Source organism: Rubrilithobacter danxiaensis (assembly GCF_047272945.1).
Lineage (GTDB): Bacteria > Bacteroidota > Bacteroidia > Sphingobacteriales > Sphingobacteriaceae > Rubrolithibacter > Rubrolithibacter danxiaensis.
Genome location: NZ_JBKOPS010000002.1, coordinates 45,779 through 69,404, shown reverse-complemented (window position 1 = coordinate 69,404; position 23,626 = coordinate 45,779). Strand labels below are relative to the sequence as shown.

Annotated in this window: 23 protein-coding genes; 15 read left to right on the top strand and 8 right to left on the bottom strand. The window is 38.5% G+C overall.

The genetic code is table 11. The features are described from left to right. Positions 1–13: 13 nt before the first annotated feature. A complete protein-coding gene (locus tag ACLCDL_RS02340; RefSeq protein WP_423146427.1) occupies positions 14–601 on the bottom strand; it encodes a porin family protein in 588 nt (195 codons plus the stop codon). Between the two features lie 125 nt (positions 602–726). On the opposite strand from ACLCDL_RS02340, the gene ACLCDL_RS02335 reads away from it, so the two are divergent. The 4 genes from ACLCDL_RS02335 (at position 727) to ypfJ (ending at position 5,229) form a co-directional block, all read left to right on the top strand. Then, positions 727–942: a hypothetical protein gene (locus tag ACLCDL_RS02335; RefSeq protein WP_423146426.1), complete on the top strand. Its 216-nt coding sequence runs from the start codon at positions 727–729 to the stop codon at positions 940–942. 89 nt (positions 943–1,031) lie between these two features. Further along, a complete protein-coding gene (locus tag ACLCDL_RS02330) occupies positions 1,032–2,741 on the top strand; it encodes a S41 family peptidase (protein ID WP_423146425.1) in 1,710 nt (569 codons plus the stop codon). An 85-nt stretch (positions 2,742–2,826) separates the two neighbouring features. After that, entirely contained in the window at positions 2,827–4,335 is a 1,509-nt protein-coding gene (gltX, locus tag ACLCDL_RS02325; RefSeq protein ID WP_423146424.1) for a glutamate--tRNA ligase, read from the top strand. A gap of 48 nt (positions 4,336–4,383) precedes the next feature. Further along, the gene (gene ypfJ / locus ACLCDL_RS02320) at positions 4,384–5,229 is read left to right on the top strand and encodes a KPN_02809 family neutral zinc metallopeptidase (RefSeq protein ID WP_423146423.1); all 846 of its coding nucleotides are present in this window, start codon (positions 4,384–4,386) and stop codon (positions 5,227–5,229) included. On the opposite strand, the gene ACLCDL_RS02315 is transcribed toward ypfJ, so the two are convergent. Beyond that, complete coding sequence (locus ACLCDL_RS02315; RefSeq protein WP_423146422.1) at positions 5,226–6,764, bottom strand: glycoside hydrolase family 10-like protein; 1,539 nt, start codon at positions 6,762–6,764, stop codon at positions 5,226–5,228. The genes ypfJ and ACLCDL_RS02315 overlap by 4 nt on opposite strands. Before the next feature lie 280 nt (positions 6,765–7,044). On the opposite strand from ACLCDL_RS02315, the gene ACLCDL_RS02310 reads away from it, so the two are divergent. The 5 genes from ACLCDL_RS02310 (at position 7,045) to ACLCDL_RS02290 (ending at position 9,680) form a co-directional block, all read left to right on the top strand. Continuing rightward, a complete protein-coding gene (locus ACLCDL_RS02310) occupies positions 7,045–7,962 on the top strand; it encodes a hypothetical protein (protein WP_423146421.1) in 918 nt (305 codons plus the stop codon). A gap of 26 nt (positions 7,963–7,988) precedes the next feature. Beyond that, the gene (locus ACLCDL_RS02305; RefSeq protein ID WP_423146420.1) at positions 7,989–8,750 is read left to right on the top strand and encodes an SDR family NAD(P)-dependent oxidoreductase; all 762 of its coding nucleotides are present in this window, start codon (positions 7,989–7,991) and stop codon (positions 8,748–8,750) included. A gap of 71 nt (positions 8,751–8,821) precedes the next feature. Then, positions 8,822–9,055, top strand: a complete 234-nt coding sequence (locus ACLCDL_RS02300) for a hypothetical protein (RefSeq protein ID WP_423146419.1) — start codon at positions 8,822–8,824, stop codon at positions 9,053–9,055. Between the two features lie 113 nt (positions 9,056–9,168). After that, complete coding sequence (locus ACLCDL_RS02295; RefSeq protein WP_423146418.1) at positions 9,169–9,345, top strand: histone H1; 177 nt, start codon at positions 9,169–9,171, stop codon at positions 9,343–9,345. 83 nt (positions 9,346–9,428) lie between these two features. Then, positions 9,429–9,680: a hypothetical protein gene (locus ACLCDL_RS02290; RefSeq protein WP_423146416.1), complete on the top strand. Its 252-nt coding sequence runs from the start codon at positions 9,429–9,431 to the stop codon at positions 9,678–9,680. A gap of 100 nt (positions 9,681–9,780) precedes the next feature. Here the strand turns inward: ACLCDL_RS02290 and ACLCDL_RS02285 are convergent, their stop codons facing one another. The 4 genes from ACLCDL_RS02285 to ACLCDL_RS02270 all read right to left on the bottom strand — a co-directional run bounded on the left by ACLCDL_RS02285 (position 9,781) and on the right by ACLCDL_RS02270 (position 15,496). Next, the gene (locus ACLCDL_RS02285) at positions 9,781–13,470 is read right to left on the bottom strand and encodes a sensor histidine kinase (protein WP_423146415.1); all 3,690 of its coding nucleotides are present in this window, start codon (positions 13,468–13,470) and stop codon (positions 9,781–9,783) included. A 69-nt stretch (positions 13,471–13,539) separates the two neighbouring features. Beyond that, the gene (gene fabD / locus ACLCDL_RS02280) at positions 13,540–14,418 is read right to left on the bottom strand and encodes an ACP S-malonyltransferase (protein WP_423146413.1); all 879 of its coding nucleotides are present in this window, start codon (positions 14,416–14,418) and stop codon (positions 13,540–13,542) included. A 17-nt stretch (positions 14,419–14,435) separates the two neighbouring features. After that, positions 14,436–15,077 (bottom strand): GTP cyclohydrolase I FolE, encoded by a 642-nt coding sequence (gene folE / locus ACLCDL_RS02275; RefSeq protein ID WP_423146412.1) that lies wholly within the window; start codon positions 15,075–15,077, stop codon positions 14,436–14,438. A gap of 5 nt (positions 15,078–15,082) precedes the next feature. After that, positions 15,083–15,496 (bottom strand): 6-pyruvoyl trahydropterin synthase family protein, encoded by a 414-nt coding sequence (locus ACLCDL_RS02270; RefSeq protein WP_423146410.1) that lies wholly within the window; start codon positions 15,494–15,496, stop codon positions 15,083–15,085. A gap of 86 nt (positions 15,497–15,582) precedes the next feature. Between ACLCDL_RS02270 and mqnB the strand changes: the two genes are divergently transcribed. The 4 genes from mqnB to ACLCDL_RS02250 all read left to right on the top strand — a co-directional run bounded on the left by mqnB (position 15,583) and on the right by ACLCDL_RS02250 (position 18,714). Continuing rightward, on the top strand, positions 15,583–16,206 hold the full coding sequence (gene mqnB, locus ACLCDL_RS02265) for a futalosine hydrolase (protein ID WP_423146409.1): 624 nt from the start codon (positions 15,583–15,585) through the stop codon (positions 16,204–16,206). Further along, on the top strand, positions 16,203–17,054 hold the full coding sequence (locus ACLCDL_RS02260; protein ID WP_423146407.1) for a menaquinone biosynthesis family protein: 852 nt from the start codon (positions 16,203–16,205) through the stop codon (positions 17,052–17,054). Before mqnB ends, ACLCDL_RS02260 begins: the two co-directional genes overlap by 4 nt. Before the next feature lie 12 nt (positions 17,055–17,066). Further along, positions 17,067–18,032: an ADP-glyceromanno-heptose 6-epimerase gene (rfaD, locus tag ACLCDL_RS02255; protein ID WP_423146406.1), complete on the top strand. Its 966-nt coding sequence runs from the start codon at positions 17,067–17,069 to the stop codon at positions 18,030–18,032. 97 nt (positions 18,033–18,129) lie between these two features. Beyond that, on the top strand, positions 18,130–18,714 hold the full coding sequence (locus ACLCDL_RS02250) for a soluble NSF attachment family protein (RefSeq protein ID WP_423146405.1): 585 nt from the start codon (positions 18,130–18,132) through the stop codon (positions 18,712–18,714). 1 nt (position 18,715) lies between these two features. Here the strand turns inward: ACLCDL_RS02250 and ACLCDL_RS02245 are convergent, their stop codons facing one another. Then, positions 18,716–19,756: a glycerophosphodiester phosphodiesterase gene (locus ACLCDL_RS02245; protein WP_423146403.1), complete on the bottom strand. Its 1,041-nt coding sequence runs from the start codon at positions 19,754–19,756 to the stop codon at positions 18,716–18,718. A 230-nt stretch (positions 19,757–19,986) separates the two neighbouring features. Here ACLCDL_RS02245 and ACLCDL_RS02240 point away from each other — a divergent pair, with 230 nt between their 5' ends. Beyond that, a complete protein-coding gene (locus ACLCDL_RS02240; RefSeq protein WP_423146401.1) occupies positions 19,987–21,657 on the top strand; it encodes a carbamoyltransferase C-terminal domain-containing protein in 1,671 nt (556 codons plus the stop codon). Then, positions 21,654–22,385 (top strand): hypothetical protein, encoded by a 732-nt coding sequence (locus ACLCDL_RS02235; protein ID WP_423146400.1) that lies wholly within the window; start codon positions 21,654–21,656, stop codon positions 22,383–22,385. The genes ACLCDL_RS02240 and ACLCDL_RS02235 overlap by 4 nt, the downstream gene beginning before the upstream one ends. A 25-nt stretch (positions 22,386–22,410) precedes the next feature. On the opposite strand, the gene ACLCDL_RS02230 is transcribed toward ACLCDL_RS02235, so the two are convergent. Continuing rightward, entirely contained in the window at positions 22,411–23,598 is a 1,188-nt protein-coding gene (locus tag ACLCDL_RS02230; protein WP_423146398.1) for an acetyltransferase domain-containing protein, read from the bottom strand. Positions 23,599–23,626 lie beyond the last annotated feature (28 nt).

Genomic DNA, 23,626 nt, shown 5'->3' with positions numbered 1-23,626 from the left:
CGGCGTTTTCCTATTAAAATAATTTATACCCCAGACTTATATGCCATAAGTTTTGCTTCTGGTCGTACTGGTCGCTTTCACTGATATTGGATAATCCCGCTTCGTATCTAAGGTCAATTGCCAGGTTCCCCAAATCTACACCAGCACCGATCTGTCCTCCCCATGCCTGATTTTTGTAGTTATCAAAATCACCCACCTGATTTGCCGCAGAGTTAAATGTAGTATTTTTATCTACAACCAGTGATAGTACCGGGCCTGCCATAAACCGCACATTGAAATTTTTAGGGCCCACTTTTGTACCTAACAACAGCGGAATGTCAAGTGTGGTGAAATTTGCTTTTCCTTCCACCGTATTGTTAGACTGCGTAAATTTAAGTTCATTGTTTTTACTTCCCAAGTATGCTTCGGGCTGAAGATATAAGCCTCCGGCACCCAAACGAGCCCATGCTCCTACCTGATAACCTAAACGATTTTCTTCATCTGCAAAATCAGTATTGAGTTTTGCAATGTTTATCCCGGCCTTTAAACCTAAAGTAAATCCTTGTCCAAATGCTGTTCCTCCCAGCAGTATGATGCTAAAAAATAATAGTAACTTTTTCATATTCTTAGTTTTAAATTAAACTGCGCCAACAATAAGACAAATAAATTGCCAAAATGTTGCACAAATTTATTGACGGATAAAATTCGGTAAACGTTTTCAAATTTTTATTTTTGACGGAAATAACCATGGCAGAAATTTCAATAAGTAAACAAGAGTGGGACAGGCTGAAGTTAAAATTTCAGCGTAAATACCGCGAACTCACCGACGCTGACCTGGCTTACGAACCAGGGCAGGAAGAAGAACTGATTCAGCGTTTAATGGAACGGGTTAAACGTAACCGTGAATATGTAGTATTTACCTTAAAAAAAGGGCTGGTGAATATTGATAATAACCGTTTATAAAATCCTGAAAGAAATTATTTAAAGACTTTCCTCATTAACAGTGCAAATTTTCCTACTTTTAAGGGTAATTACCTTAAATAAATCTGGTTTTGGGAAAGTCTGTTAGTAAAAAAATAATTCTTTTTGGATGTGGCGCTGTTGTAGTTCTGTCTCTTGCTTTTCGCGATGATCTTTTCCAGGTATCTAAAAACCTGGATATTTTTACTTCCCTTTATAAAGAGCTAAATATTAATTATGTGGATGAAGTTAATTCATCCGATCTGATTCAAACCGGCATTGATGCGATGCTGAACGGCCTCGATCCGTACACAGAATTTGTCCCTGAGTCTGAAATAGAAGATTACAAAATGAAATATGTAAGTACACAATACGGTGGTATTGGTGCTTCTATCCTTTCCAGAAATGGTAAAGTTTATATTTCTGAACCCTACTATGGCTTTCCTGCCCAAAAAGCGGATTTAAGAGCCGGTGATCAAATACTGCAAATTAACAGCATTCCTTTAAAGGGAAAAGATAATGAAGCGGTTAGTTTGCTGTTAAAAGGCCCAAAGGGAACCCCACTTAAAATTCTGATACAAAGAAATGGCATAGCCAAACCTGTTGAAAAAACAGTTTTGAGAGAAGATATAACTCAAAATAATGTTTCTTATCAGGGTATGCTGCAGGATAATATTGGATATATCAAGCTGGATAAATTCCTTGAAAACTCTTCGCAGGAAGTTAAGGATGCACTGATCGAACTTCAAAAAAATAATGTAAAAGGGCTGGTTCTTGATTTACGTTATAACGGCGGCGGAATATTACAGGAAGCCGTTAAAATCGTAAACCTTTTTGTAGATAAAGATGTAACCGTTGTAACTCAGAAAGGAAGAGTTAAAGAAAAATCAGTAATATATAAAACCTTAACTCCTGCACTTGCTCCAGACCTGCCTTTAATCGTCTTAATAAATTCCCGGTCTGCTTCGGCTGCCGAAATTGTTGCCGGCGCTTTGCAGGATCTTGACCGGGCTGTAATAATAGGCCAGCGAAGCTTTGGAAAAGGCCTGGTTCAGCAAACCTTTAATCTGCCTTATAACAGCCTCGTTAAAGTTACTATCGCGAAATATTTTACCCCTTCCGGAAGATGCATTCAAGCTTTAAATTATACGCATAAAGCAGGAGAAGGAAGCGTAGTTAAAGTTGCCGATTCATTAATATCTGAATATAAAACCAGGGCCGGAAGATCCGTTTACGATGGAAGCGGAATATATCCTGATATTTCAACCGACCCGATAAAATACAACGCCATTACACAAACACTGGTTAATAAGTTCCTGATTTTTGATTACGTAACTAAATACAGGAACAGCAATTCTACTATCGCCAACGCAAGGGAATTTCAGCTTTCAGATAAAGATTACTCTGATTTTGTTAATTACTTATCTGATAAAGACTATAATTACAGCACAGAAACAGAAAAAATCCTTCTGGATTTAAAATACGAGGCTGAGAAAGAAAAGAAACTTGCAGAGATTAAAAATGAATACGAAGCATTAAAAAGCAAGGTATTTTATAGTAAAAAGAACGACCTGTTTCAGAATAAAGAAGAAATACGCCGGGTACTGGAAAACGAAATAGTTTCCCGCTACTACTTTCAGCAAGGCCGTATTGAACATGGTTTTAAATATGATCAGGATATAAAAACTGCACTTGAAGTAGTTAACAATACATCGAAATTAAGCAGCATACTTCACGGGCAGGGAAATTATAAATATATTGGAACTCCCGACAGGCTCTTATCAGCCAATTCAGCAAAATAACCTTATCCGGCACCACCGGAAAGAATAGGACTTTAAAAACCTATCTTTGCGGAAAAGAAATAAGCTTTCTTTTTTAATTGCTGATATGAATAAAAGAGTTCGTGTTCGTTTTGCACCCAGCCCTACAGGCGGATTACACCTTGGAGGTGTACGTACAGTGTTGTTTAATTATCTTTTTGCACGCCAGCATCAGGGAGATTTTGTGCTTCGTATAGAAGATACAGACCAAACAAGATATGTTGCCGGGGCCGAAGAATACATCCTGGAATGCCTGCGCTGGTGCGGACTGATACCCGATGAAGGACCTTTTACGGGCGGCCCTTATGCACCCTACCGGCAAAGCGAACGTAAAGCAATTTATCGCAGCTACGCTGAGCAGCTTGTAGAGCAGGGACATGCCTATTATGCCTTTGATACCCCCGAAGAACTTGAACGAAAAAGGCAGGAAATCCCGAATTTTCAATATGGATCTGCATTTCGTAATCAGTTGAATAATTCAATAAATCTTGATCCCGATAGTGTAAAGAAACTTCTATCTGAAAATACACCGCACGTTATCCGTATTAAAATGCCGGAAAATGAAACGGTTTCTTTTAACGACATGATTCGTGGCGAAGTAAGCTTTGAAACCTCTTTATCAGATGATAAAGTTCTTTTGAAAGCAGATGGAATGCCAACCTATCATTTAGCAGTGGTAGTGGATGATTATTTAATGAAGATTACGCATGCTTTTCGCGGCGAAGAATGGCTGCCTTCCGCCCCTGTGCATTTATTACTATGGAAATACCTGGGATGGGAAAGTGAAATGCCGCAATGGGCGCACCTGCCTTTGATATTAAAACCTGACGGAAACGGAAAACTTAGTAAAAGAGATGGTGACAGACTCGGATTTCCGGTGTATGCCATGAACTGGAAAGACCCTAAAACAGGAGACCTGACAAAAGGCTTCAGAGAACTTGGATTCCTTCCGGAAGCTTTTGTCAATATGCTGGCTATGCTGGGCTGGAATGATGGTACCGGACAGGAAATTTTTACCCTTAACGAGCTGGTAGAAAAATTCTCTATTGAAAGGATTAATAAATCAGGGGCTAAATTTGATTTTGAAAAGGCGAAGTGGTTTAATAGCGAGTGGATAAAGAAGATGGATACTATCGCCTTATTACCATACATCAAACCTCTTCTGCAGGAAAAAAATATAAGTCCTGAACCTGTATTTCTCGAAAAAGTACTTGCATTGGTAAAAGACCGCCTGATATTTACAAACGATTTCTGGAAAGAAGCCTCTTTCTTCTTTCAAATGCCCGATACGTACGATCTTCCAAGCGTTCAGCCTAAATGGAATGATTTGAAAAGAGACTTCTATAATACTCTGATTAAGGATTTTTCGAATTTCTCATCGTGGGAACCTGTTCTTCTCGAACAAAGTTTTAAGCAGCTGGCAGAAGAAAAGGGTTTAAAAATTGGCGAAGTAATGCTGCCTTTCCGGATTATGCTTGTTGGAGGCAAATTTGGGCCACAAGTATTTGATATAGCGGCACTTCTCGGTAAAGAAGAAACTATACAAAGAATTGAGAAAGCAATTCAGGTTTTCTGATGAAACAAACTTTTAATACTTCCTGTTAAGCAAGCATAACTTTTATTTATGCGCTGGTTAGGAAGAAGAGAAAGCGGAAACATTGAGGACCAAAGAAGCGGCGGAGGCCGGTTTGCTTTAGGTGGTGGCATTGGTTTAATAATAGCTATTATTGCTATGCTGCTGGGTAAAAACCCGCAGGAATTACTGAACGCGATTCCAGGAACACAGCAGGAACAGGTAAGTACAAGTGGGGCACCTACAGATGAAGCAGGAAAATTTGTAGCCGTTGTATTAGCAGATACGGAAGATGTGTGGACAAAGATATTCAACGACATGGGTTCGGAATATGAATATCCGAAGCTTGTACTTTTCCGTGACCAGGTACAGTCTGCCTGTGGTTTTGCAAGTTCTGCAACAGGCCCCTTTTATTGCCCGGGCGATCAGAAAGTATATATTGACCTCTCATTTTACGATGAATTAAAGAATCGTTTTCATGCTGCCGGTGATTTTGCACAAGCCTATGTTATCGCTCACGAAGTGGGGCATCATGTTCAAAATCTGTTAGGTATTTCAGATAAAGTTGACAGGATGCGCCAGCAATTAAGCGAAGAAGAGTACAATAAGCTATCAGTCAAATTAGAACTGCAGGCAGACTTTCTTGCCGGAGTTTGGGCGCACTATGATCAGAAAATGAAAAACGTGCTCGAACCTGGTGATATCGACGAAGCTTTACAGGCAGCTAATGCCATCGGCGATGACAAATTGCAGAAAGAAGCCCAGGGCTATGTTGTTCCCGACGCATTTACCCATGGCACCTCTGAGCAAAGGATGCACTGGTTTAAAAAAGGTTATGAAACCGGGGATATAAACCAAGGCGATACTTTTTCAGCAACTAACTTAAATACCGATTAAGGCTGTATTTTAATTACCGATAAATTCGACGGAACACTTTCATTCTTTAGCCGGTCAATAGCTGTTACCGCATATGTATATCTAATATCCGCACGAACAGAAGTATCGGTAAAGCACGTTGTATTTCCGTCAAAACTTATTTGCAATATATTCTGAGGATTCTGCACATCTACATCTTCTCCCTCGTTAAACCGGTAAATTACATAACCATACGCAGTTTCGCCGTCGGCTGCTTTTAAAGGTTTTTCCCAGTTCAGCACAATATGTTTATCCGATGTTAAACTTGTTTTTAACGTTAAAGGAGCCTGTGGAGGTACATCATCCAGCCACAGCATGGCAGGCGGAAGTGCTTTGTATCGGTAAAAATCGTATTGAAGCGAATCGCTCAAACCGGCAAGATTTTTCCTTAAAGATGCAGAACTGAAATAAACGCTTCCCTGTACTCTCGGGTTTTGGCGAATGTAGCGTATCTGGTTTGGAATTTGCCGGTGGTCCCTCCATCCTTCCCTGTTCTCCATTGCCCGGTAAGCTCCCTGCCCGATATATAAATGTTTCCCGTAAGTATTATTACTCCACCAGTTCAAAAGCTTTTCGAACGGCGCTGCGGGATAAAAAAACGGGAAATACAATTGCGGATTTATATAATCCACCCATCCTTCCTGAACCCATTTTCTTGAATCTGCATACAACTTTCCGTACGCATCTAACCCATTGCTCTCTGAACCTTCCGGATCTTGGGCTTTGTTCCGCCAGATACCAAAAGGACTGATACCGAATTTTACATACTTTTTTGCAGCATGAATACTGTCGGACAATGTTTGAATCAGAGTATCAACATTGTGCCTGCGCCAGTCGTTTATATCAGCAAAATCTTTTCCGTAGGCAGCAAAAGTTTCAGAATCTCTTATTACCTGGTTCCGCTCGGGATATGGATAAAAATAATCGTCAAAATGTATTCCGTCTACATCGTAGTTTCTCACTACATTCATTATTACCTGAATAATGTAATCTCTGACTTCGGGGATACCCGGATTAAAAAGCTTTCTGCCATTATAAGTAAAAAACCATTCGGGACGCTTATTAGTAATATGTTCGCTGCTTACGTTAGTGTTAAAAGTAGCCCTGTACGGATTGAACCACGCATGTAGCTCCATACCTCTTTTGTGCGCTTCTTCAATAGCAAATTCCAAAGGGTCGTAATACGGATCAGGAGCTTTTCCCTGTTTTCCTGTTAAAAAGCTGCTCCATAATTCCGACCCTTTACCGTAAAAAGCATCTGTAGCGGGTCGGATTTGCAGCATAACAGCATTAAGTCCCTCCTGCTGATGAGTGTCCAGTATTTTTATCAACTCATTTTTCTGAACTTCTGTCGATAATCCGGGTCTGGAGGGCCAGTCGATATTAGCAACGGTAGCAATCCATACTCCCCGGAATTCCCGTTTCGGAACAGGAACTTCTGTTTGTGAAAACCCGGTATTTATATTAAAAAACAAAAAAGCAAAAACAGAAAATAAAAAAGCTGAACGGATAAACATATAGCAGTATGGAATTTTCGCAAAGGTAATAAAGCAGAGTAGCCTGCTTACCAAATAATTTAACTTTCTAATCAACGAAGGTTTGTTTTAAATGTTACAGTTCTTTTAAAACATGTTTATATTGTAGGAGATTTGTAATTTTGAAGGAGGCTGTTTTGCTATAAATAGTATATTTGTTAACCAACATTTTAACCTGATGAGAATTTTATCCCCAAGCAAACAGAACAATTAGCGGTTTTTTATGTCTTAGGGATGTTACAATTATAAATTATCAAAAAGAATGGAAAATAACTACCAGCAGGAGAAACCTACAAAAAGGGATTCCAATAAGATTTATTTTTTAATCGCTGTAATAGTTGCCTTACTTGGTACCAATGCGTACTTGTTTTTCAGGGATAAAAAGGCCAGCGACCGCATCGTTACCCTTACTGATGAACGCTCCAGACTTGAAACAGAGATAGATAAGATTGAGGCTGAATTGGATCAGTCTAACAGCACCAATGTGAAGCTGAGCAAGCAAATGAACGAAGAGCAGGAAATGGCCCGCCAGAAAATTGCCCAGTTGCGTGAACAACTTAAAAAAGGACAGCTAACTCAAGGCCAGCTTGCAAAGGCGCAATCTGAAATTAAAGAATTAAGGTTCTTTGTTACCAAATATACAGCAGATATAGAAGCGCTTAAAAAACAGAATACGGCTTTAACCGTAGAACGAGACAGCTTACGTACAACCGTTAGCAGTGTAAATGCCAAAGCTTCTGAACTCCAAAAACAGAACGAGGAACTCAATACAAAAGTAAAAGCCGCAGCAGCCTTGAAAGCTTCAAACATTTCTGTTATACCTTTAAAAATTAAGGGAAGTGGTAAAGAAACTGATGTAAGCCGGGCACGTACTGCAAAAAAATTACGCATCCAGTTTTCTATAACAGATAATCCGGTTGCTGAAAAAGGAATGCACGATATCTTTATCAGAATCATCGACCCAAATGGAAATCTTATAATTTCAGATACATCTAATATGTTTGGGGCTGATAGTGAAGAGCTTCAGTACACTTACCGTACAGCTATTGAGTTTTCAAATGATGGAAAGTCTTATGCTGTGGACTGGACCAATCCTTCAGAATTTGTTAAAGGAACTTATACAGTTGTATTGTATGCTGATGGATATACGATGGGCAGAGCGAGTGTAAACTTGCGTTAGATCGGTTTAAACGTATTGCTGGTATTATGTCTTTTAACGGAAAAACAGCCATAGTGACAGGTGCCGGCCAGGGTATAGGCTTTGAAATTTGCCGTCAGCTTGCGTATAAAGGTGCACATGTTTTTTTAAACGATGCAGATGCTGCTTTAGCGGAGTCAGCAGCAAACAGAATCTCTAAAGAAACGGACAGGAAGTGTTATTCAGTTCCCGGCGATTCAAGTGACCTGGATACCATTCAAAATTTAGTAAATGCTGCTGTTTCTGAATATGGTAAACTTGATATTGTTATTGCAAATGCAGGAATAACTTTGTTCGGCAACTTCTTTACCTATTCTCCCGAATCTTTTTCAAGAGTGATGCAGGTAAATTTAGGCGGAACTTTCTTTTTAGCCCAGCATGCAGCCAACCAAATGAAACTGCAGGAAAGCGGTGGATCTTTACTTTTTACATCATCAGTAACAGGACACCAGGCTCACAAAAACCTGGCCGCTTACGGGATGAGTAAGGCCGCAATTGAAATGCTGGCCAGAAATCTGGTTATTGAATTATCCGAGTACAAAATTAATGTAAACACCATTGCTCCGGGCGCAACGTTAACAGAAAGAACTCTGGATGACCCTGATTATGAAAAAACATGGTCACGATTAACGCCTATGGGGAGAGCCGCAACTGTTTCGGATATAGCTGAAGCGGCTTTATTCATGGTTTCTGAATCGGCACGCCATATTACAGGACAAAACCTGGTTATAGACGGAGGATGGAGCCGGATTAGTCCCTCACCTTATTAATTTCTTAGAAGTTTTAAATACTTTATTTTTTTCACTCCATATCTGTTAACTTTACCCGGAGGATTAAGAACATGGGATTGCCGCTACGTATTACCTACAAAGACAAGGATTATTTGTACCAGATTGTTAACAGTTCGAGCATTAATAATCTTACCAGAGAAGTTGAAATTTTATTAAACGGTGAGAAAGTTGAACTGGTAAAAGACGCCCGTGAAATATGGACGCAAAAGAATGGTGATACAGCTTTAGACCCTGAATTTGCACAAGCACTGGGCCGCTCGGTAGCTTTGCGCTTCCGAATGTAGGTTTGGTATCAGCATAAAATTAAGGGATAGAAAACGCTTTTATTCCAATATAATTGCTGATTTAAAAATTAATACGGAAATTAACAGCTTCGATTAATCACAAATACATAACAATGGAAAAGTTTAACGCTTTAAAACAATTACTTGCTTCTGTAGAAGCTGATGCCGACAAATTTTACAACAAAAACAGCGGTGCTGCAGGTACCCGTGTTCGTAAAGGAATGCAGGAAATTAAAACTCTTGCTCAGGAAATCCGTAATGAGGTTACTGAAATTAAAAACAAAGGATAAACCTTCACCCTCTCTTTATCCATAAGAGAGGGATTACTACATTCAATGCTCTCATTTAAATTCCGTTAAACCTTATCGGTTACATGAATCAGGTATCAGTTCAGAAAAGAATTGAACAGCTTGCCCACGCTGTACTTGAGGTGGATGGCTATTCGGATAAGTGCTACAGTTTGCTGATTGATAGCTATCAGCTGCTGGATTTTATCAGCAAACAAAAAGAGGAAATATTGCCCTACTCAGACGTCAATAAGCTGGAAAAAATTATCAACCGATTGAGAAGGAATATCCGAAAGAAAGAAAACTTTGAAGCTGTTATAAAACAGGTTGACTTTTGAATTAGAAAAAAGTATTCAACTCCAAGAAGGTAATTTTATTTGTAAATCAGTAGAATACCCCTCGCTTTTAAATTATTTATTAGGACTTATTAAATTTGGTCTAAGCAGTTAAAGGTATCCGGATATAGAATGTAGTTCCTTTATTATCTTCAGTTTTAAATTCAATTTTCCCCATCATGTTTTCAATCGCCTGTTTTACAAACGCTAATCCAAGCCCCGTACCCGAGCTTTTAGTAGTAAAATTAGGATGAAATATTCTTTCTTTTAACCCTTCAGGAATACCTCTTCCATTATCTTTCACCTCTATCAGTGCGAAATTATCTTTCTTAGCCAGAACAATTTCGATATAACCTTCTACGTAATCGGGAATTGCTTCTACCGCATTTTTTATCAGGTTATTAAAAATCCTGAGTAGCTGGTCACGATCACCTTTTATAATAGTTTCCGATCCTGCAAAATTTGTAAAATTTATTTTTAACTCATTCAGCTTGCTGTATACTTCGATAGATTGCTCAATAACATCTTGCAAATTAACATTGCTGAAAGAAGTATCGGGCATTTTAGCAAAGTTGGAAAACTCTGAAGATATGTGCGACAAACTTTCTATCTGCTCAATGAAGGACTTACTAAACTTCTCAAATTTCTTATCAAAATTAGGATCTTTCTCTTTCCAGGATTTTTCAAGTAACTGCACCCCAAGCTTTAAAGGAGTGAGCGGATTTTTTATTTCGTGTGCCACCTGCTTTGCCATTTCCCGCCAGGCACTTTCTCTTTCTGACCGGGCCAGTTTCTGGGCGTTTTCTTCCAGAGCCCGTATCATATTATTATATTCCCTGATCAGGCTTCCGATCTCGTCATTTCGTTTCCATATAATCGGTTCGTTTTTACTTCCAATTTTTATCTCAGACAAGCTTTTTTGAACAAGTGTTAACGGGTAAGTGATCTGATTGGCAACAAATACTGCAAAAAAACCGATTGTTACCAGTACAAGTGCATACACGTTTATAAGTGTATTTAGAAACGAACTGATCTGCTTTTCTATCTCATGTGTGTAATTATAATACGGCAGGCTTAAATAAGCAATGGTTTCATTATGGGTATCCCGAATGGGCTTATAAGCAGTAATGTAAGGCATTTCTCCTATTTGTTCCCGCTTTATATATTCAGACCGCTGATATTTGCTTAAATAAACGTAGGCAAGCGAATTCATTCGGGATGATTTTAAGCCATATTCGTAAATTTTAGGCTGAGTGGTGAAAATCATTTTCCCGTTCAAGTTATACAGGTTCAGATCAACAGCGTTAATATCTGCAAAGGTACTGAGGCTTTGATTGTTAAAACTTAATGTACCGTTATAAAACATTTTGTTTTCAAAACCTTCAGTAATGCTGTTTATCCGTTCAAAAACGTTGGCTTCCTGCTCTTTTCGGTACTGATTTAAAATACTGAAATAAGTAATCCCACCCACAATAAAAAGTGTGGTAATTATGGCAGAAACCATGGAGGCCTGAATACGGGTACGATACAAAATCTGGTTTCTTGCCAGTAAATAGTTCCAGTTAAATAAATGAACCCTAAAGTCGTGGTTGCTAAAGTTGATTGTTAACCAATGAATAAATACAACAAACACAAAAAAGATTAGAAATACCAGGAAAAGAAAAGAAAAAGAAGCTATCTGAGCCAGTCCGTTTGGAACATGTTTACTAACAACTATTAATTTAGAGGGATTTGGCTTAAAGATCAGATGGGTATAATCGTTCTTTTGTACAAAGATAAAGCTGCCTGTCTTACCATGAAAATCGTTGTTATCCAGATCATATACATAATCGCCGTACTGGTTAAGAAGTTTGTTGTTATTATAGAACGCAAACGAATAATCGCTGAGTGCTTCATTGCGATCCATCTCACCGTTAACCAATATTCTGGGGAACGAGGATTCTTTAAAAGTTTTAGACCGAAGTTCGATAATTAAGGTGCCTATTATTTCATTACCTGAACGTATGGGTAATAACCCGAAGTAATTATGGAATCCGAAGGTGTTATTTACACGGTAAAAATAATGTGAAACTTTTATTGATCCTGAAATTACCAGTTCTTTGAAATGATTTAAACTGGCAGCGCTATCGTTTACACTTTTACCGTCCTTAAAAATAAAAGTTTTAAACTGGTACTTTGATAAATAACCATCAAAATAAAACCGTTTTAAGCGTTCGTGTAATAAATCCTCATCCTTTATACTTTTAGATATATAATTTACCAGGAACACATCATTAACAATATCTTCTTCCAGCTTAAGAAATAATAATGCCGCATTCGGATCATCCGATGATTCGAGTTTTTGGGCATAGATTTTTCTTTGTTCGCGTTCTTTAGAAACCTGGAAACCAGAAAGCTTTAAGGAAGATATAATGGAAAAGGATAAAAGCGTAAATACAAAAACAGCGAGATTGTATTTATTAACATTATAATAAAATGTCCAGCTTCTTACAAAAACAACAACTGAGAGAATGAGAAACGAAAGCGAGAAATCCTGGAAAAATAGTTTAAATATTAAAAAAAGACCTGTAGCAGTAAGCAGGGTAGAAAAGCGGTCTTTGTTGGTAAGATTTAAATTTGTACTTACGGATAATATGGTCTCTAATAGTAAATAGAGATTGAGTACAGCTATACAAAGCAGTAAAATACCAAACCAGCTAAGCCCGCTCAGGCTAAGAATATTGCCCAGGTCGAAATTTATATTTGAATGGGTAATGAGTTCGTAAAACAGGTTGTTTACCTGCAGCGCTATCAGGCTGAATATGGCTCCGAGAAGAATAAAAATCGACAGGCTTGCATTTTTATTTAGCTGCTTACCAAAAGTGATTTTGTCTTTATAATTATACGCAAATGACAAGAAAAAAGTAGCAGCAAGCAGGTTTAGAAGAAAGTCTCCAACAGAAGGAAACAAACCATCGCCGTAGGAAAATATATGCTCGAAGATAGGTATGTCAAAATGCGAATGGAACAACGGAAACTGCACCATTAGTATGCGGATAACAAGGAGAACAACAAGCAGTAAACCCAGTGCCAGTTTAATCCTGCCCTTTTCTGCAATTTCTGCACAGATATAATTGATGAGAACACAGATTGAAAACAACGCACCTATCCACATCCAGAGTTCAAGCCGTGAATAAAAGGTACGGCTCACCTCTGATTTTAACTTTACTGAGAATAAATAATTGCCTTTGGAATTTCGGATATTATAGGAAAGTTTATCGAAGCTGCTTGCAATTTCTAAATTATCCGACTTAATCAGATCCCTGGAAAAATGATTATTTAAATATCTGTTCTGGAAAGGATATAACGTTTTAACAGGTATAATGCACACTACCGAAAACTCTCCCGATGAACGTTTTATAGCTTCATAATAACCATTGTCGGTTCGTAAAAGGTTAAATCCATCTTTTAAACCAGCATCCGTTTCGGGGGTAAACAGATTGGCGGTCCAAAATACCAGTTTGTTATTTTGGTAGGTATTCAGGTAAATGTTATTATTTTCTTTAAACCTGGTTATCAGCTGTGAGGCCAGCTGCTCGTTCTGCTCTACTTGCTGAAGTTCTTTAAAGTTGAAAGGATTATTAATAAACGTTTCTGCGAACTGTTCTTTTTTATGCAGGTTTCTTTCGAGTGTTCTGGCATCCTTATCAAGAATATTTTCTTTGTGAAATGTTAAATTCAGGCTTATTGCAGTAGCAACAAAGCTAAGCGTAAGCAGAGCCAGCAGTAATCGAAATTTAAAAGAGGTACTCAAAATGGGTTGCTTTCAGGTAAAAGTAATATAAAAAGTAAGGGGTTTCAAATCAACCCCTTTTTGAAATAACTACCCTGCAGCACTTTGGGTTTCAACGGTGCGATCAACCTTTTTCACTAATCCCTGAAGTACATTTCCCGGACCTACTTCAGTAAAAGAAGCAGCGCCGTCTTCAATCATTTTCTTTATGGTTTGAGTCCACCTAACCGGACCAGTTAACTGAGCAATTAAATTATGTTTAATTTTTTCGGTATCGGTATAAGGCTTTGCATCAATATTTTGATACACCGGGCAAACAGGTGTATTTATAGTAGTTTTTTCAATAGCCGCTTCCAGTTCAACCCTTGCAGCTTCCATTAACGGAGAGTGGAAAGCACCTCCTACATTTAATTTTAAAGCCCTTTTAGCACCTCGTTCTGTTAACAGCGCACATGCCTTATCCACACCTTCTACACTGCCTGAAATTACAAGTTGCCCCGGGCAGTTATAATTTGCCGGAACTACTATTTCACTTACCATCTGGCATACGTCCTCTACTGTATAATCATCTAATCCTAAAATTGCAGCCATTGCTGAAGGTTGAATTTCGCAGGCTTTTTGCATGGCATTCGCCCGTGCAGCTACCAGTTTCAATCCGTCTTCAAAAGAAAGTGCACCTGCTGCCACCAATGCCGAAAATTCTCCAAGCGAATGGCCTGCTACCATATCCGGTTTAAAATCGGCCAGGGTTGATGCTAAAATAACAGAATGCAGAAAAATTGCCGGTTGGGTTACGTTTGTTTGTTTAAGCTCTTCTTCTGTGCCGTTAAACATAACGTCGGTAATCCTGAATCCTAAAATATCGTTTGCTTGTTCAAATAGTTGTTTTGCTTTTTCTGATCCTTCGTAAAGATCTTTTCCCATTCCGGGAAATTGTGCTCCTTGTCCAGGAAAAACGTATGCTTTCATTCTTGTATATTAAATTATTAATCCAGTTTGGCGGTTATCAGCCTGAGAAATTCCGCCCTGGTTTTTTCTTGTATAAATGATCCGGTAAAGGCAGAAGTTGTGGTAACAGAATTTTGTTTTTGAATACCACGCATAGACATGCACAAGTGTTTGCATTCAATTACAACTGCAACACCTAAGGGATTTAAAGTTTCCTGAATACAATCACGGATTTCGTTTGTAAGCCTTTCCTGTACCTGCAGCCTCCGGGCAAAGGCATCCACAACACGCGGAATTTTGCTTAGACCAACAATATAACCGTTAGGAATATAGGCAACATGAGCTTTTCCAAAAAACGGCAACAAATGGTGTTCGCACATAGAAAATACCTCAATATCTTTCACTACCACCATCTGGCTGTATTCTTCTTTAAACATAGCGCCTTCCAGGATTTCGCCGGGTTTGAGATCGTAACCATGGGTTAAGAACTGGAGTGCCTTTGCAACACGCTCGGGAGTTTTAATTAAGCCTTCCCGTTCGGGATCTTCGCCTATATCTTTCAGAATATCGGTATAATGGGCTGCAATCCTTTCTATTTTTTCAGGATTATACCGGTCTATTTTTTTATATCCTTCCAGCTCATTGCTGGTAGGTGCCTGGTGTGATTTTTCTTCTTTCATTCGTATTATTCGCCTTTGTATTCCACAAAGTTATTTTCTGTTTCCACGAGTTTTATCTTGTGAATACTGGCTCCGTGAGCTTCAATGGGTGCCTTCAGCTGCCGAAATATTTCAACCGCCAGAACTTCCGTAGAAGCCATTTTTCCTTTCATAAAATCAACATCCAGGTTCACATTTTTATGATCCAGCTTATCTGTTACATATGTTTTAATGATTTGTTTTAACTCCCTTAAATCAATTAAAAAGCCGGTTTCAGGATTAATTTCACCTTTTACCGTTACAAACAACTCATAGTTATGGCCGTGCCAGTTGGGGTTAGAGCATTTTCCAAAAACTTCCATATTTTTTTGGTCGCTCCAATCTTCATGAAACAGTTTATGTGCCGAATTAAAACGCTCTCTTCGTGTAATATAGATCATTTCTTTTAAATAAAGTGCAAATATACTTAAATCTGCAGGTATGCATTACTATGTAAATGCCGGCTATTGTAATTAACTTCGTCCCAATGAAACTTTTACTTGTTGCAGCTACCCGGGCCGAAGTAAATTTAGTTGCTGATACTTTATCATCTAAAAATTATACTATCGATTTGCTTATTACCGGTGTTGGTATGGTTGCTACGGCTTTTTCTTTAGGAAAACACTTTACCGCCAACAACTATGACCTTGCACTTAATGCTGGAATTGCCGGAAGTTTTAACCGCAACATAAAAACAGGAGAAGTAGTACAGGTTCAGCAGGATTGTTTTTCAGAATTGGGAGCCGAGGATGGAGCAGATTTTATCCCCATTAATCAGTTAGGATTTGGCGAATGCCTGGTAAAACCCTTTCCTCATGCAATGCAAATTCCTGCTTTAGCATCTTTAAGAACTGTAACCGGTATCACGGTAAACAAAGTTCACGGGAGTGAAGAAACAATAAAGGAGACAGTAAACAGGCTTCATCCTGATATTGAAAGTATGGAAGGCGCCGCTTTCTTCTATGCCTGTAACCAGGCGAATATTCCGTCGGTGCAAATTAGGTCAATTTCAAATTTTGTAGAAAGAAGAAACCGCGACAACTGGGACATCGGCCTTGCCGTCAGGAATCTGGACACTTTTTTAAGAGATCTTATAAACGAGATAAAATGAAATTAACACTTGGATTTTCACCCTGCCCAAATGATACCTTTATTTTTGATGCCCTGATCCATCATAAAATTGATACGGAAGGTTTAGAGTTCGAGGTACTTTTTGAAGATGTGGAAACGCTTAATCAGAAAGCGTTTAATGCAGAACTTGATATTACCAAATTAAGCTTTCATGCATTTGCTTATGTGGTAAAAAATTATGTCCTTTTAGATTCCGGAAGCGCCCTTGGATTTGGCGTTGGCCCCTTATTAATAGCAAAAGAAGACTACTCTTCTCCTGGTTATCAGGATCTCAAATCCCGAATCTCAAATCTCAAAACCGGTATCCCCGGAAAATATACTACTGCTAATTTCCTTTTCAGCCTGGCTTACCCGGAAGCAAAAAACAAAGTTGAAGTATTATTTTCTAACATTGAAGACCGGTTACTTAACGGTGATATTGATCTCGGATTAATAATTCATGAAAATCGGTTTACTTACCAGCAAAAAGGACTTCACAAGATAATAGATCTGGGCGAATTCTGGGAAAACCTAACGGAATGCGCTATTCCGCTGGGTGGAATTGTAATTAACAGAAAACTTCCCGATGAGGTAAAACAAAAGGTAAACCGCCTGGTAAGAAAAAGTGTTGAATTTGCATTTCAACATCCGCAGTCAGCAATTGATTTTATACGTTCACATGCCCAGGCAATGGAAGAAGAAGTTATGTACAAGCATATAGAGCTGTACGTAAATAACTATTCTGTAGAGCTTGGAGATGAAGGACGCAAAGCGATAAAAATTTTATTTGATACTGCTTTGGAAAAAGGAATAATTCCGAACATTGAAGAAGATTTATTTTTGAAATAACAATAAGAAGAAATGATAATAATTACAGGTGCGGCCGGCTTTATTGGCAGTTGTTTAGTGCAAAAATTAAACGACGAGGGATATAACGACCTGATTTTAGTGGACGATTTTTCAAGTGCCGAACAAAATAAAAATTTTGAAGGGAAGAAATATACGTTAACCGTTGATAGAGAACAGTTCCCCGATTGGCTTCGTAAGAACCAGCTTCATGTTCAGTTTATTTATCATTTAGGAGCACGAACCGACACTACCGAGTTTGACCGCGAATTGCTGAACAAGCTGAACCTCGAATACAGTAAAGGGATATGGAATTTATGTGTTGAGTTCGGTTTTCCGCTGGTATACGCTTCATCAGCGGCAACGTATGGTTTGGGCGAGCATGGATACGAGGATGACGAGGAAAAAATAAATCAGTTAAAGCCTTTAAATCCTTATGGTGAGTCGAAAAACGATTTTGATATATGGGCAATGCAGCAGGAAAGAAAACCATATTTCTGGGCAGGACTGAAATTTTTCAATGTTTACGGGCCCAATGAATATCATAAAGGAAGAATGGCTTCTGTTATATTCCATACTTACAGGCAAATAAAGGAAACCGGCCAGATGAAGCTGTTTAAATCGCATCGCCCGGATTTTAAAGACGGCGAGCAAATGCGGGATTTTGTTTATGTAAAAGATGTGGTGGAAGTAATGTACTTCCTCATGCATCATCGCAAAGATTCGGGAATTTACAACCTCGGATCTGGCAAAGCCCGTACTTTTCTTGATCTGGCAAGCAATACATTTAAAGCTTTAGGGCTGCAGCCCAACATTGTTTTTGTTCCTACTCCCGAAGATATCCGCGACAAATACCAGTATTTTACAGAAGCAAGCATGGAGAAACTCCATAAAATCGGTTATTCAAAACCTTTTCATTCACTGGAAGAAGGAGTTGAGGATTATGTAAAAAATTACCTGGTACCCGGAAAGTATTTGTAGCATAATAAAAATACGAGGTATAGGATTTCAAACAAATCGTATATAACAGCTATTTTAATTAAATTAGCATATCGTTGCTTTTTTTAAATCTTCTCTTATGAAAAAAATAGTTTTCTGTACACTTCTAAGCTTTGGCGCTGTTTTTAATGCCAGTGCTCAAAAACCTGTTCCACCGGCAGCTATTCAGATAAAAACTGCGTTATTAGCTGCTCCGGAAACTAAACGCGAAGGCGCCACAGTAATTGGGCGAAATGAAAAAGGAGAATTTGTTGTACTGCGAAAAGGGACTAATGAGATGATCTGCCTGGCAGACGACCCGCAAAAAGATGGGTTGAATGTTGCCTGTTACCATAAAAATATGGAGCCGTTCATGAAACGTGGAAGAGACTTGAGAAAAGCAGGCAAATCTTCAAAAGAAATAGCTGAAATCCGCGAAAATGAAGTTAAAGCAGGTAAACTTTTAATGCCTGAAAAGCCATCCACTTTATATGTTTATTCTGCCGAACCCGAAGACTACGATGTATCAACAGGTGAAGTTAAAAAGGGCTACTTACGTTATGTTATTTATACACCTTTTGCTACCGCCGAAAGTACAGGTTTACCTTTAAAACCCGATACTGCCGGCATGCCATGGATAATGGATCCGGGAACGGCCCATGCGCACATTATGATTAATCCTTAACTTAATCTTTTTTAACCTTTTTAAGCAGCAGTTCAGGTTCGTTTGTAGTAATGAAGTCAACGTTACGCTGAAGAAACCAATCCATATCCGCTTCATCGTTTACCGTCCAGACATTTACTGTAAGGTTTTTTTGTTGGGCCTCCTTTATCCAGGATTCATTTTTCTTATAAACGTTCTGGTTATAATCTAAGCCGTAAAACTTCTCACTTGCAAGTTCGTCGGGTGTTTTATCCCCATTCAGATAAGCGACTTTAGCGTAAGGATCGATGCGCATTACTTCTTTACATACCTCATAATCAAAGCTTATGTAATCTACCCAAGCCTGGGCTCTTAATTTCTTTACCATATCAAGCACTTTATGAGTTAAGGCAATTGCCCGTTCTTTACTGATGATGGAAGGCTTTATTTCAAGAATAAGCCGGGTTTTGTTTTGCTTCATTCCTTCCTTCAAATATGCTTCAAGTGTTGGAAGGGTTTCACCATTAGAAAGCCTGACAGCTGATAGTTTATGAGAAGGTGTTTTTTCAATCGTATCCTTATCGATAAAAGGGTCGTGATGAATATAAAGAACGGAGTCAGATGACATGTGCACATCAAATTCACTTCCCATACATCCCAGTTCAATGGCACGCTTTAGTGAAGCAATTGAGTTTTCTGTTGCACCTGTATTTTTCCATGCACCCCGATGGGCTATAACCTGATTTCGGATAAACTGATCATTTACAATTCTGAAATTCTCTGTAAATCTTCCGCTGGAGGTTTCTGCAACTATCGTAATATCATACCATTTTTTATCAGATCTGTTATACTTATTTAGAATGATTAGCTGGTTTTTATCAACTATTCTGAAGGCAGCAGCATCTTTCCCTTTCAGGCTGATAGATCTTATGGCCAGATTGGCATCAGTAAGCGAGATTAGGGCTACTTCATTTTTCCCTGTATGAAATAAATATCCCGATAATAAAATGCCCGACCCACTCTTCTCCTTTGCAGATGAATGAATATTTACCGACATCAAAAGCATAATTGATACAAAGATCATTCTCATAGCATTTTTTCTATTAGATGAATAAAGCCCTAATAAACTAAAAAAGTTTAATTCTCTTAATTTTTATATCGATTTTATGATGCTGAACACTCAATAAACGGGTAAATCTTTCTTTAATCCTTAGTTAATGCTTTTTGTAAATATCAATCGAAAATTAGTTGGTGCAGTGTAAAACTTTTTACCTTTTCCGACTATTTTTCATTCACATCTACTTCTTCTAATTTATGAATCAACCAAACATTTTAGGTATAAACCGTACGCAGGATGGTACTATTTCCATCTTTGAAGGTGGGAATCACGTTATGTCAATCCATAAAGAACGATTAACAAAAAGAAAACACCACTGGGGAAGGCTTGGAGATATAAAACTTTATAAAGAACATATTCCTGCAGTAAGCAGAGATTATGACATGGTTGTGGAATGCTGGTCGGCCGATACCGAATACGAAAAGAAAGAACAATATCACGAAGAACTTCGAACCATTTTAAATTTAAAAGAAAGCGCCCGGATTATTGAAATATCACATCACCTTGCACATTTATACAGCGCATATCCGCCTTCTGGTTTTGAAACCTGTGCTGCCATGATTATTGATTCTGTTGGAAGCCCGGTAGAACATATTAAATACGAGTATCCCGACAATGACAAAACCGGGTTTTTTGAAGTAGCGTCCTATTATTATTGCGATAAGGGCGAAATAAAATGCATCGGGAAGCAGGTACACGACCGTAACCCCGACGAACCGCAGGGATTGGGTAATTTTTATTACAAACTTACAGAATGCTTGTTTAAAGGTGAAGGCAATGAAGGAAAGGTAATGGGCCTTGCAGCGTACGGCAATCCTGATAAGATCGATTTACCTGATTTAATTGTTAAGGAAGGAGCTGTTTTCATTCCGGAAGAATGGAGAGAAGCGTTCAAATCAACTGATTATTTTTATACTACCGAAGTAAAAACGTTCCAGGAGAAAGCCGATTTCGCAGCTAAAGGCCAGGAAGTTTTCGAAAATGCCTTAATAGAAATAGCGGCCTGGTTAAGCGAAGTTACCGGAACAAAGAAGATTGTTTATGCCGGAGGCTGCGCTTTAAACTGCGTTGCTAACAGCAAGGTATTGGAGCAGGGATATGATTTATTTATTCCGCCAGCCCCACACGATGGAGGAACATCCGTGGGATGTGCTATCTACGGAGCAGTAGAATGTTTTAAAATAAAAAATGAATTCAAATGGCGTTTTGATTACCTGGGCCCGGATGTGGATACTAAGGAAATTACACGGGTAATTGAAAACTATCCCGAGCTGAGCATCTATCAGCCGGAGAACATTATTAAAGAATGTGCCAACCATTTGTATTGGGGAAAAATTCTTTGCGTTTTCCAGAGCAACAGCGAGTTTGGGCCGAGGGCATTGGGAAACCGTAGCATTATTGCCGATACCCGCTATGCCGTTAATAAGTTTTGGATAAATGCTTTTATTAAAGGCAGGGAATGGTTCAGGCCCATAGCGCCCTTCGTTTTAGAAGAAGATGTAAGTGAGTATTTTAATTTCGATCGCAGAACGCCTTTTATGCTTTTCACCGCTTTTGTAAAAGATACCTATAAGGATAAGTTTCCAACCATTGAGCATGTGGATCACAGTGCACGAATACAGACAGTAAGCAGGGAAGATAATGCCTTTATTTATGATGTTATTCGAAACTTTAAAGAAAAAACCGGTGTAGGAATTATTGCAAATACCTCTTTTAACGGGAAAAATGAGACAATGGTAGAAACATTAACAGATGCGGTAAATTGCTTCATGAATCATCCAATCCATTATCTGGTGGTTCCGCCGTACATTATTTCCAAGAAAACGCCTGTTTCAAATCCTTTACAACTGTCAAGCTACCGTGTGTGAGTTTAAAAGTCAATATACTATCGCCCCATATTGATGATGCCGCTTATGGATTAACACTTCATATTTCCAGCTTCATCAAAAGCGAAGTACCTTTAACGCTGATTAACTGCTTTACTGTTACCAGGTGGACAGCCATTCCGGTAGAATCAAAAGAGGTAAAAGATGTAATGCTGTTACGCGAGACTGAAGATAACCAGTTCAACAGTTTTTTTAATTCTGCTATAAAGATTATCAACCTTAATCTTTTAGATGCCCCTTTAAGAAACGGATATATTTTTCAGACCATGCCTTTTGAAGCCATAGAATGGGAAATGGTTGAAAAATTAAAAAATTACCTTGAAGAAAATATAACCGGAATATTGCTTTGCCCTCTGGGCATCGGAAATCACATTGACCATGCCATCTGCCGGGAGGCTGTGGAACAGATTTACAGGAAGATAAAAGTAGTTTTTTATGAGGACCTGCCCTATGCTGCCCGTATCAGCCAGGAAGCGATTTTTGACCACGTAAAAGAGCTGGAAACAAAATTAAATATACAGCTGGGCAGCCATATTCACAGCGTTCAAAATTGCAGTATTGATAAAGAGCTGGCAGTGAGAATATATAAAAGCCAGATGAACGACACCATCTGTTCGGAAATTATTTCGCATATGAACTCCCTTTCCGGAGAAAGACTGTGGGGCGAACAGGAAGTGCTTGAAAGTTTAGTAAAGGTGTTAAGGTGTTAACGATGAAGCGATAAGGTTGTGAAATTTATAAATAGTGAGTCCACCATTTTTCCTTATGCAATTGCTTATACCTGTAAAACCATTTGCAGGGAAAATATAAAGAAGATACAATACAAATCCAGATGATGTAGACAATACCAAGGGGATAGCCAAAAGCTGCTGGCCTGAAGAGAAAGGGTATTCCAGGAGACACAATATCTTTAGCCGAATATCCCGACACATAAAAAAAGATGACCGTCAGGGTATGGATAATATATAAGTGAAGCACAAAGTAAAAAAAAGGCACTTTGCCATAAACTGAAAGAATATTTAAAAACTTATTCCGGGTATTTTCGAGCAATGCCAGCAGGATTAAAGCAGGGCCTATGGTCATGCAAAGATACAGCAGCGAAGGAGGATATTTAGATGTATTTATAAAGGATAAGAGAGTATAGAGTATTGATTTCTGAGTTTCCCAGCGGAATGGATCACCATAAAAATTTATAAAACGCAAAACGATAAAAAAAGTAATGACAGCGAAACCAGCATACAGTAACAACTTTCGTCTCCTAAAATCCGAATAGTCATCAGTGTACAATTTAGCTATGCTGAATCCAAGCAGCATAGCTCCTGTCCAGGGAAGAACAGTATAAAAGATCCCAAGGATATGATTGGCCGATAAAGGCAGAACATATCCGCGGGAAGTAAAAAAAACCTTCATTAATACAGCGGAAAAACCTGTTTCAGGGGGATGAATATAATCAAAGATATTATGTCCGAATACCAGGATAACTCCTATTACGGGTATAAGTTTCTTGGAAACATATAACAAAATTCCCAGGACTACCATACTGCATCCAATGGCCCAGATAACTTCGAGAATAATAAAATTATAAAAAGGATTAAAAGTTAATGCCAGGCTTATAACTACAATTTCAACAACGATCAGCCAGAATCCTCTTTTAATTAAAAACGCTGCTGTTTCTTTTTGCGATTTCTTTTGTGCAGAAAGACCGGCGGAAATCCCGGAAAGAAAAACAAAAACGGGAGCACAGAAATGAGTGATCCAACGGGTAAAAAACAAAAGTGGAGTGGTGGTTTGGAGATTTAAAGGATCGCCGGTCATAGCTCCTTCATGAAAAAAATCACGCACATGGTCAAGAGCCATAATAACCATTACAAGTCCGCGAAGAATATCAATGGAAGTAATCCGGTTCAATTTTAAATCTGTCATATACAAAGCCCGATTTTTAATATGCTTC

What these genes read in the sequence shown, in the direction of transcription:
- ACLCDL_RS02315 (WP_423146422.1), bottom strand. Translation starts at nt 6,764, where the DNA reads ATGTTTATCCGTTCAGCTTTTTTATTTTCTGTTTTTGCTTTTTTGTTT.
- ACLCDL_RS02260 (WP_423146407.1), top strand. Translation starts at nt 16,203, where the DNA reads ATGAAATTAACACTTGGATTTTCACCCTGCCCAAATGATACCTTTATT.
- ACLCDL_RS02290 (WP_423146416.1), top strand. Translation starts at nt 9,429, where the DNA reads ATGAATCAGGTATCAGTTCAGAAAAGAATTGAACAGCTTGCCCACGCT.
- ACLCDL_RS02305 (WP_423146420.1), top strand. Translation starts at nt 7,989, where the DNA reads ATGTCTTTTAACGGAAAAACAGCCATAGTGACAGGTGCCGGCCAGGGT.
- fabD (WP_423146413.1), bottom strand. Translation starts at nt 14,418, where the DNA reads ATGAAAGCATACGTTTTTCCTGGACAAGGAGCACAATTTCCCGGAATG.
- rfaD (WP_423146406.1), top strand. Translation starts at nt 17,067, where the DNA reads ATGATAATAATTACAGGTGCGGCCGGCTTTATTGGCAGTTGTTTAGTG.
- gltX (WP_423146424.1), top strand. Translation starts at nt 2,827, where the DNA reads ATGAATAAAAGAGTTCGTGTTCGTTTTGCACCCAGCCCTACAGGCGGA.
- ACLCDL_RS02295 (WP_423146418.1), top strand. Translation starts at nt 9,169, where the DNA reads ATGGAAAAGTTTAACGCTTTAAAACAATTACTTGCTTCTGTAGAAGCT.
- ACLCDL_RS02250 (WP_423146405.1), top strand. Translation starts at nt 18,130, where the DNA reads ATGAAAAAAATAGTTTTCTGTACACTTCTAAGCTTTGGCGCTGTTTTT.
- folE (WP_423146412.1), bottom strand. Translation starts at nt 15,077, where the DNA reads ATGAAAGAAGAAAAATCACACCAGGCACCTACCAGCAATGAGCTGGAA.
- ACLCDL_RS02245 (WP_423146403.1), bottom strand. Translation starts at nt 19,756, where the DNA reads ATGATCTTTGTATCAATTATGCTTTTGATGTCGGTAAATATTCATTCA.
- ACLCDL_RS02310 (WP_423146421.1), top strand. Translation starts at nt 7,045, where the DNA reads ATGGAAAATAACTACCAGCAGGAGAAACCTACAAAAAGGGATTCCAAT.
- ypfJ (WP_423146423.1), top strand. Translation starts at nt 4,384, where the DNA reads ATGCGCTGGTTAGGAAGAAGAGAAAGCGGAAACATTGAGGACCAAAGA.
- mqnB (WP_423146409.1), top strand. Translation starts at nt 15,583, where the DNA reads ATGAAACTTTTACTTGTTGCAGCTACCCGGGCCGAAGTAAATTTAGTT.
- ACLCDL_RS02230 (WP_423146398.1), bottom strand. Translation starts at nt 23,598, where the DNA reads ATGACAGATTTAAAATTGAACCGGATTACTTCCATTGATATTCTTCGC.
- ACLCDL_RS02300 (WP_423146419.1), top strand. Translation starts at nt 8,822, where the DNA reads ATGGGATTGCCGCTACGTATTACCTACAAAGACAAGGATTATTTGTAC.
- ACLCDL_RS02335 (WP_423146426.1), top strand. Translation starts at nt 727, where the DNA reads ATGGCAGAAATTTCAATAAGTAAACAAGAGTGGGACAGGCTGAAGTTA.
- ACLCDL_RS02340 (WP_423146427.1), bottom strand. Translation starts at nt 601, where the DNA reads ATGAAAAAGTTACTATTATTTTTTAGCATCATACTGCTGGGAGGAACA.
- ACLCDL_RS02240 (WP_423146401.1), top strand. Translation starts at nt 19,987, where the DNA reads ATGAATCAACCAAACATTTTAGGTATAAACCGTACGCAGGATGGTACT.
- ACLCDL_RS02270 (WP_423146410.1), bottom strand. Translation starts at nt 15,496, where the DNA reads ATGATCTATATTACACGAAGAGAGCGTTTTAATTCGGCACATAAACTG.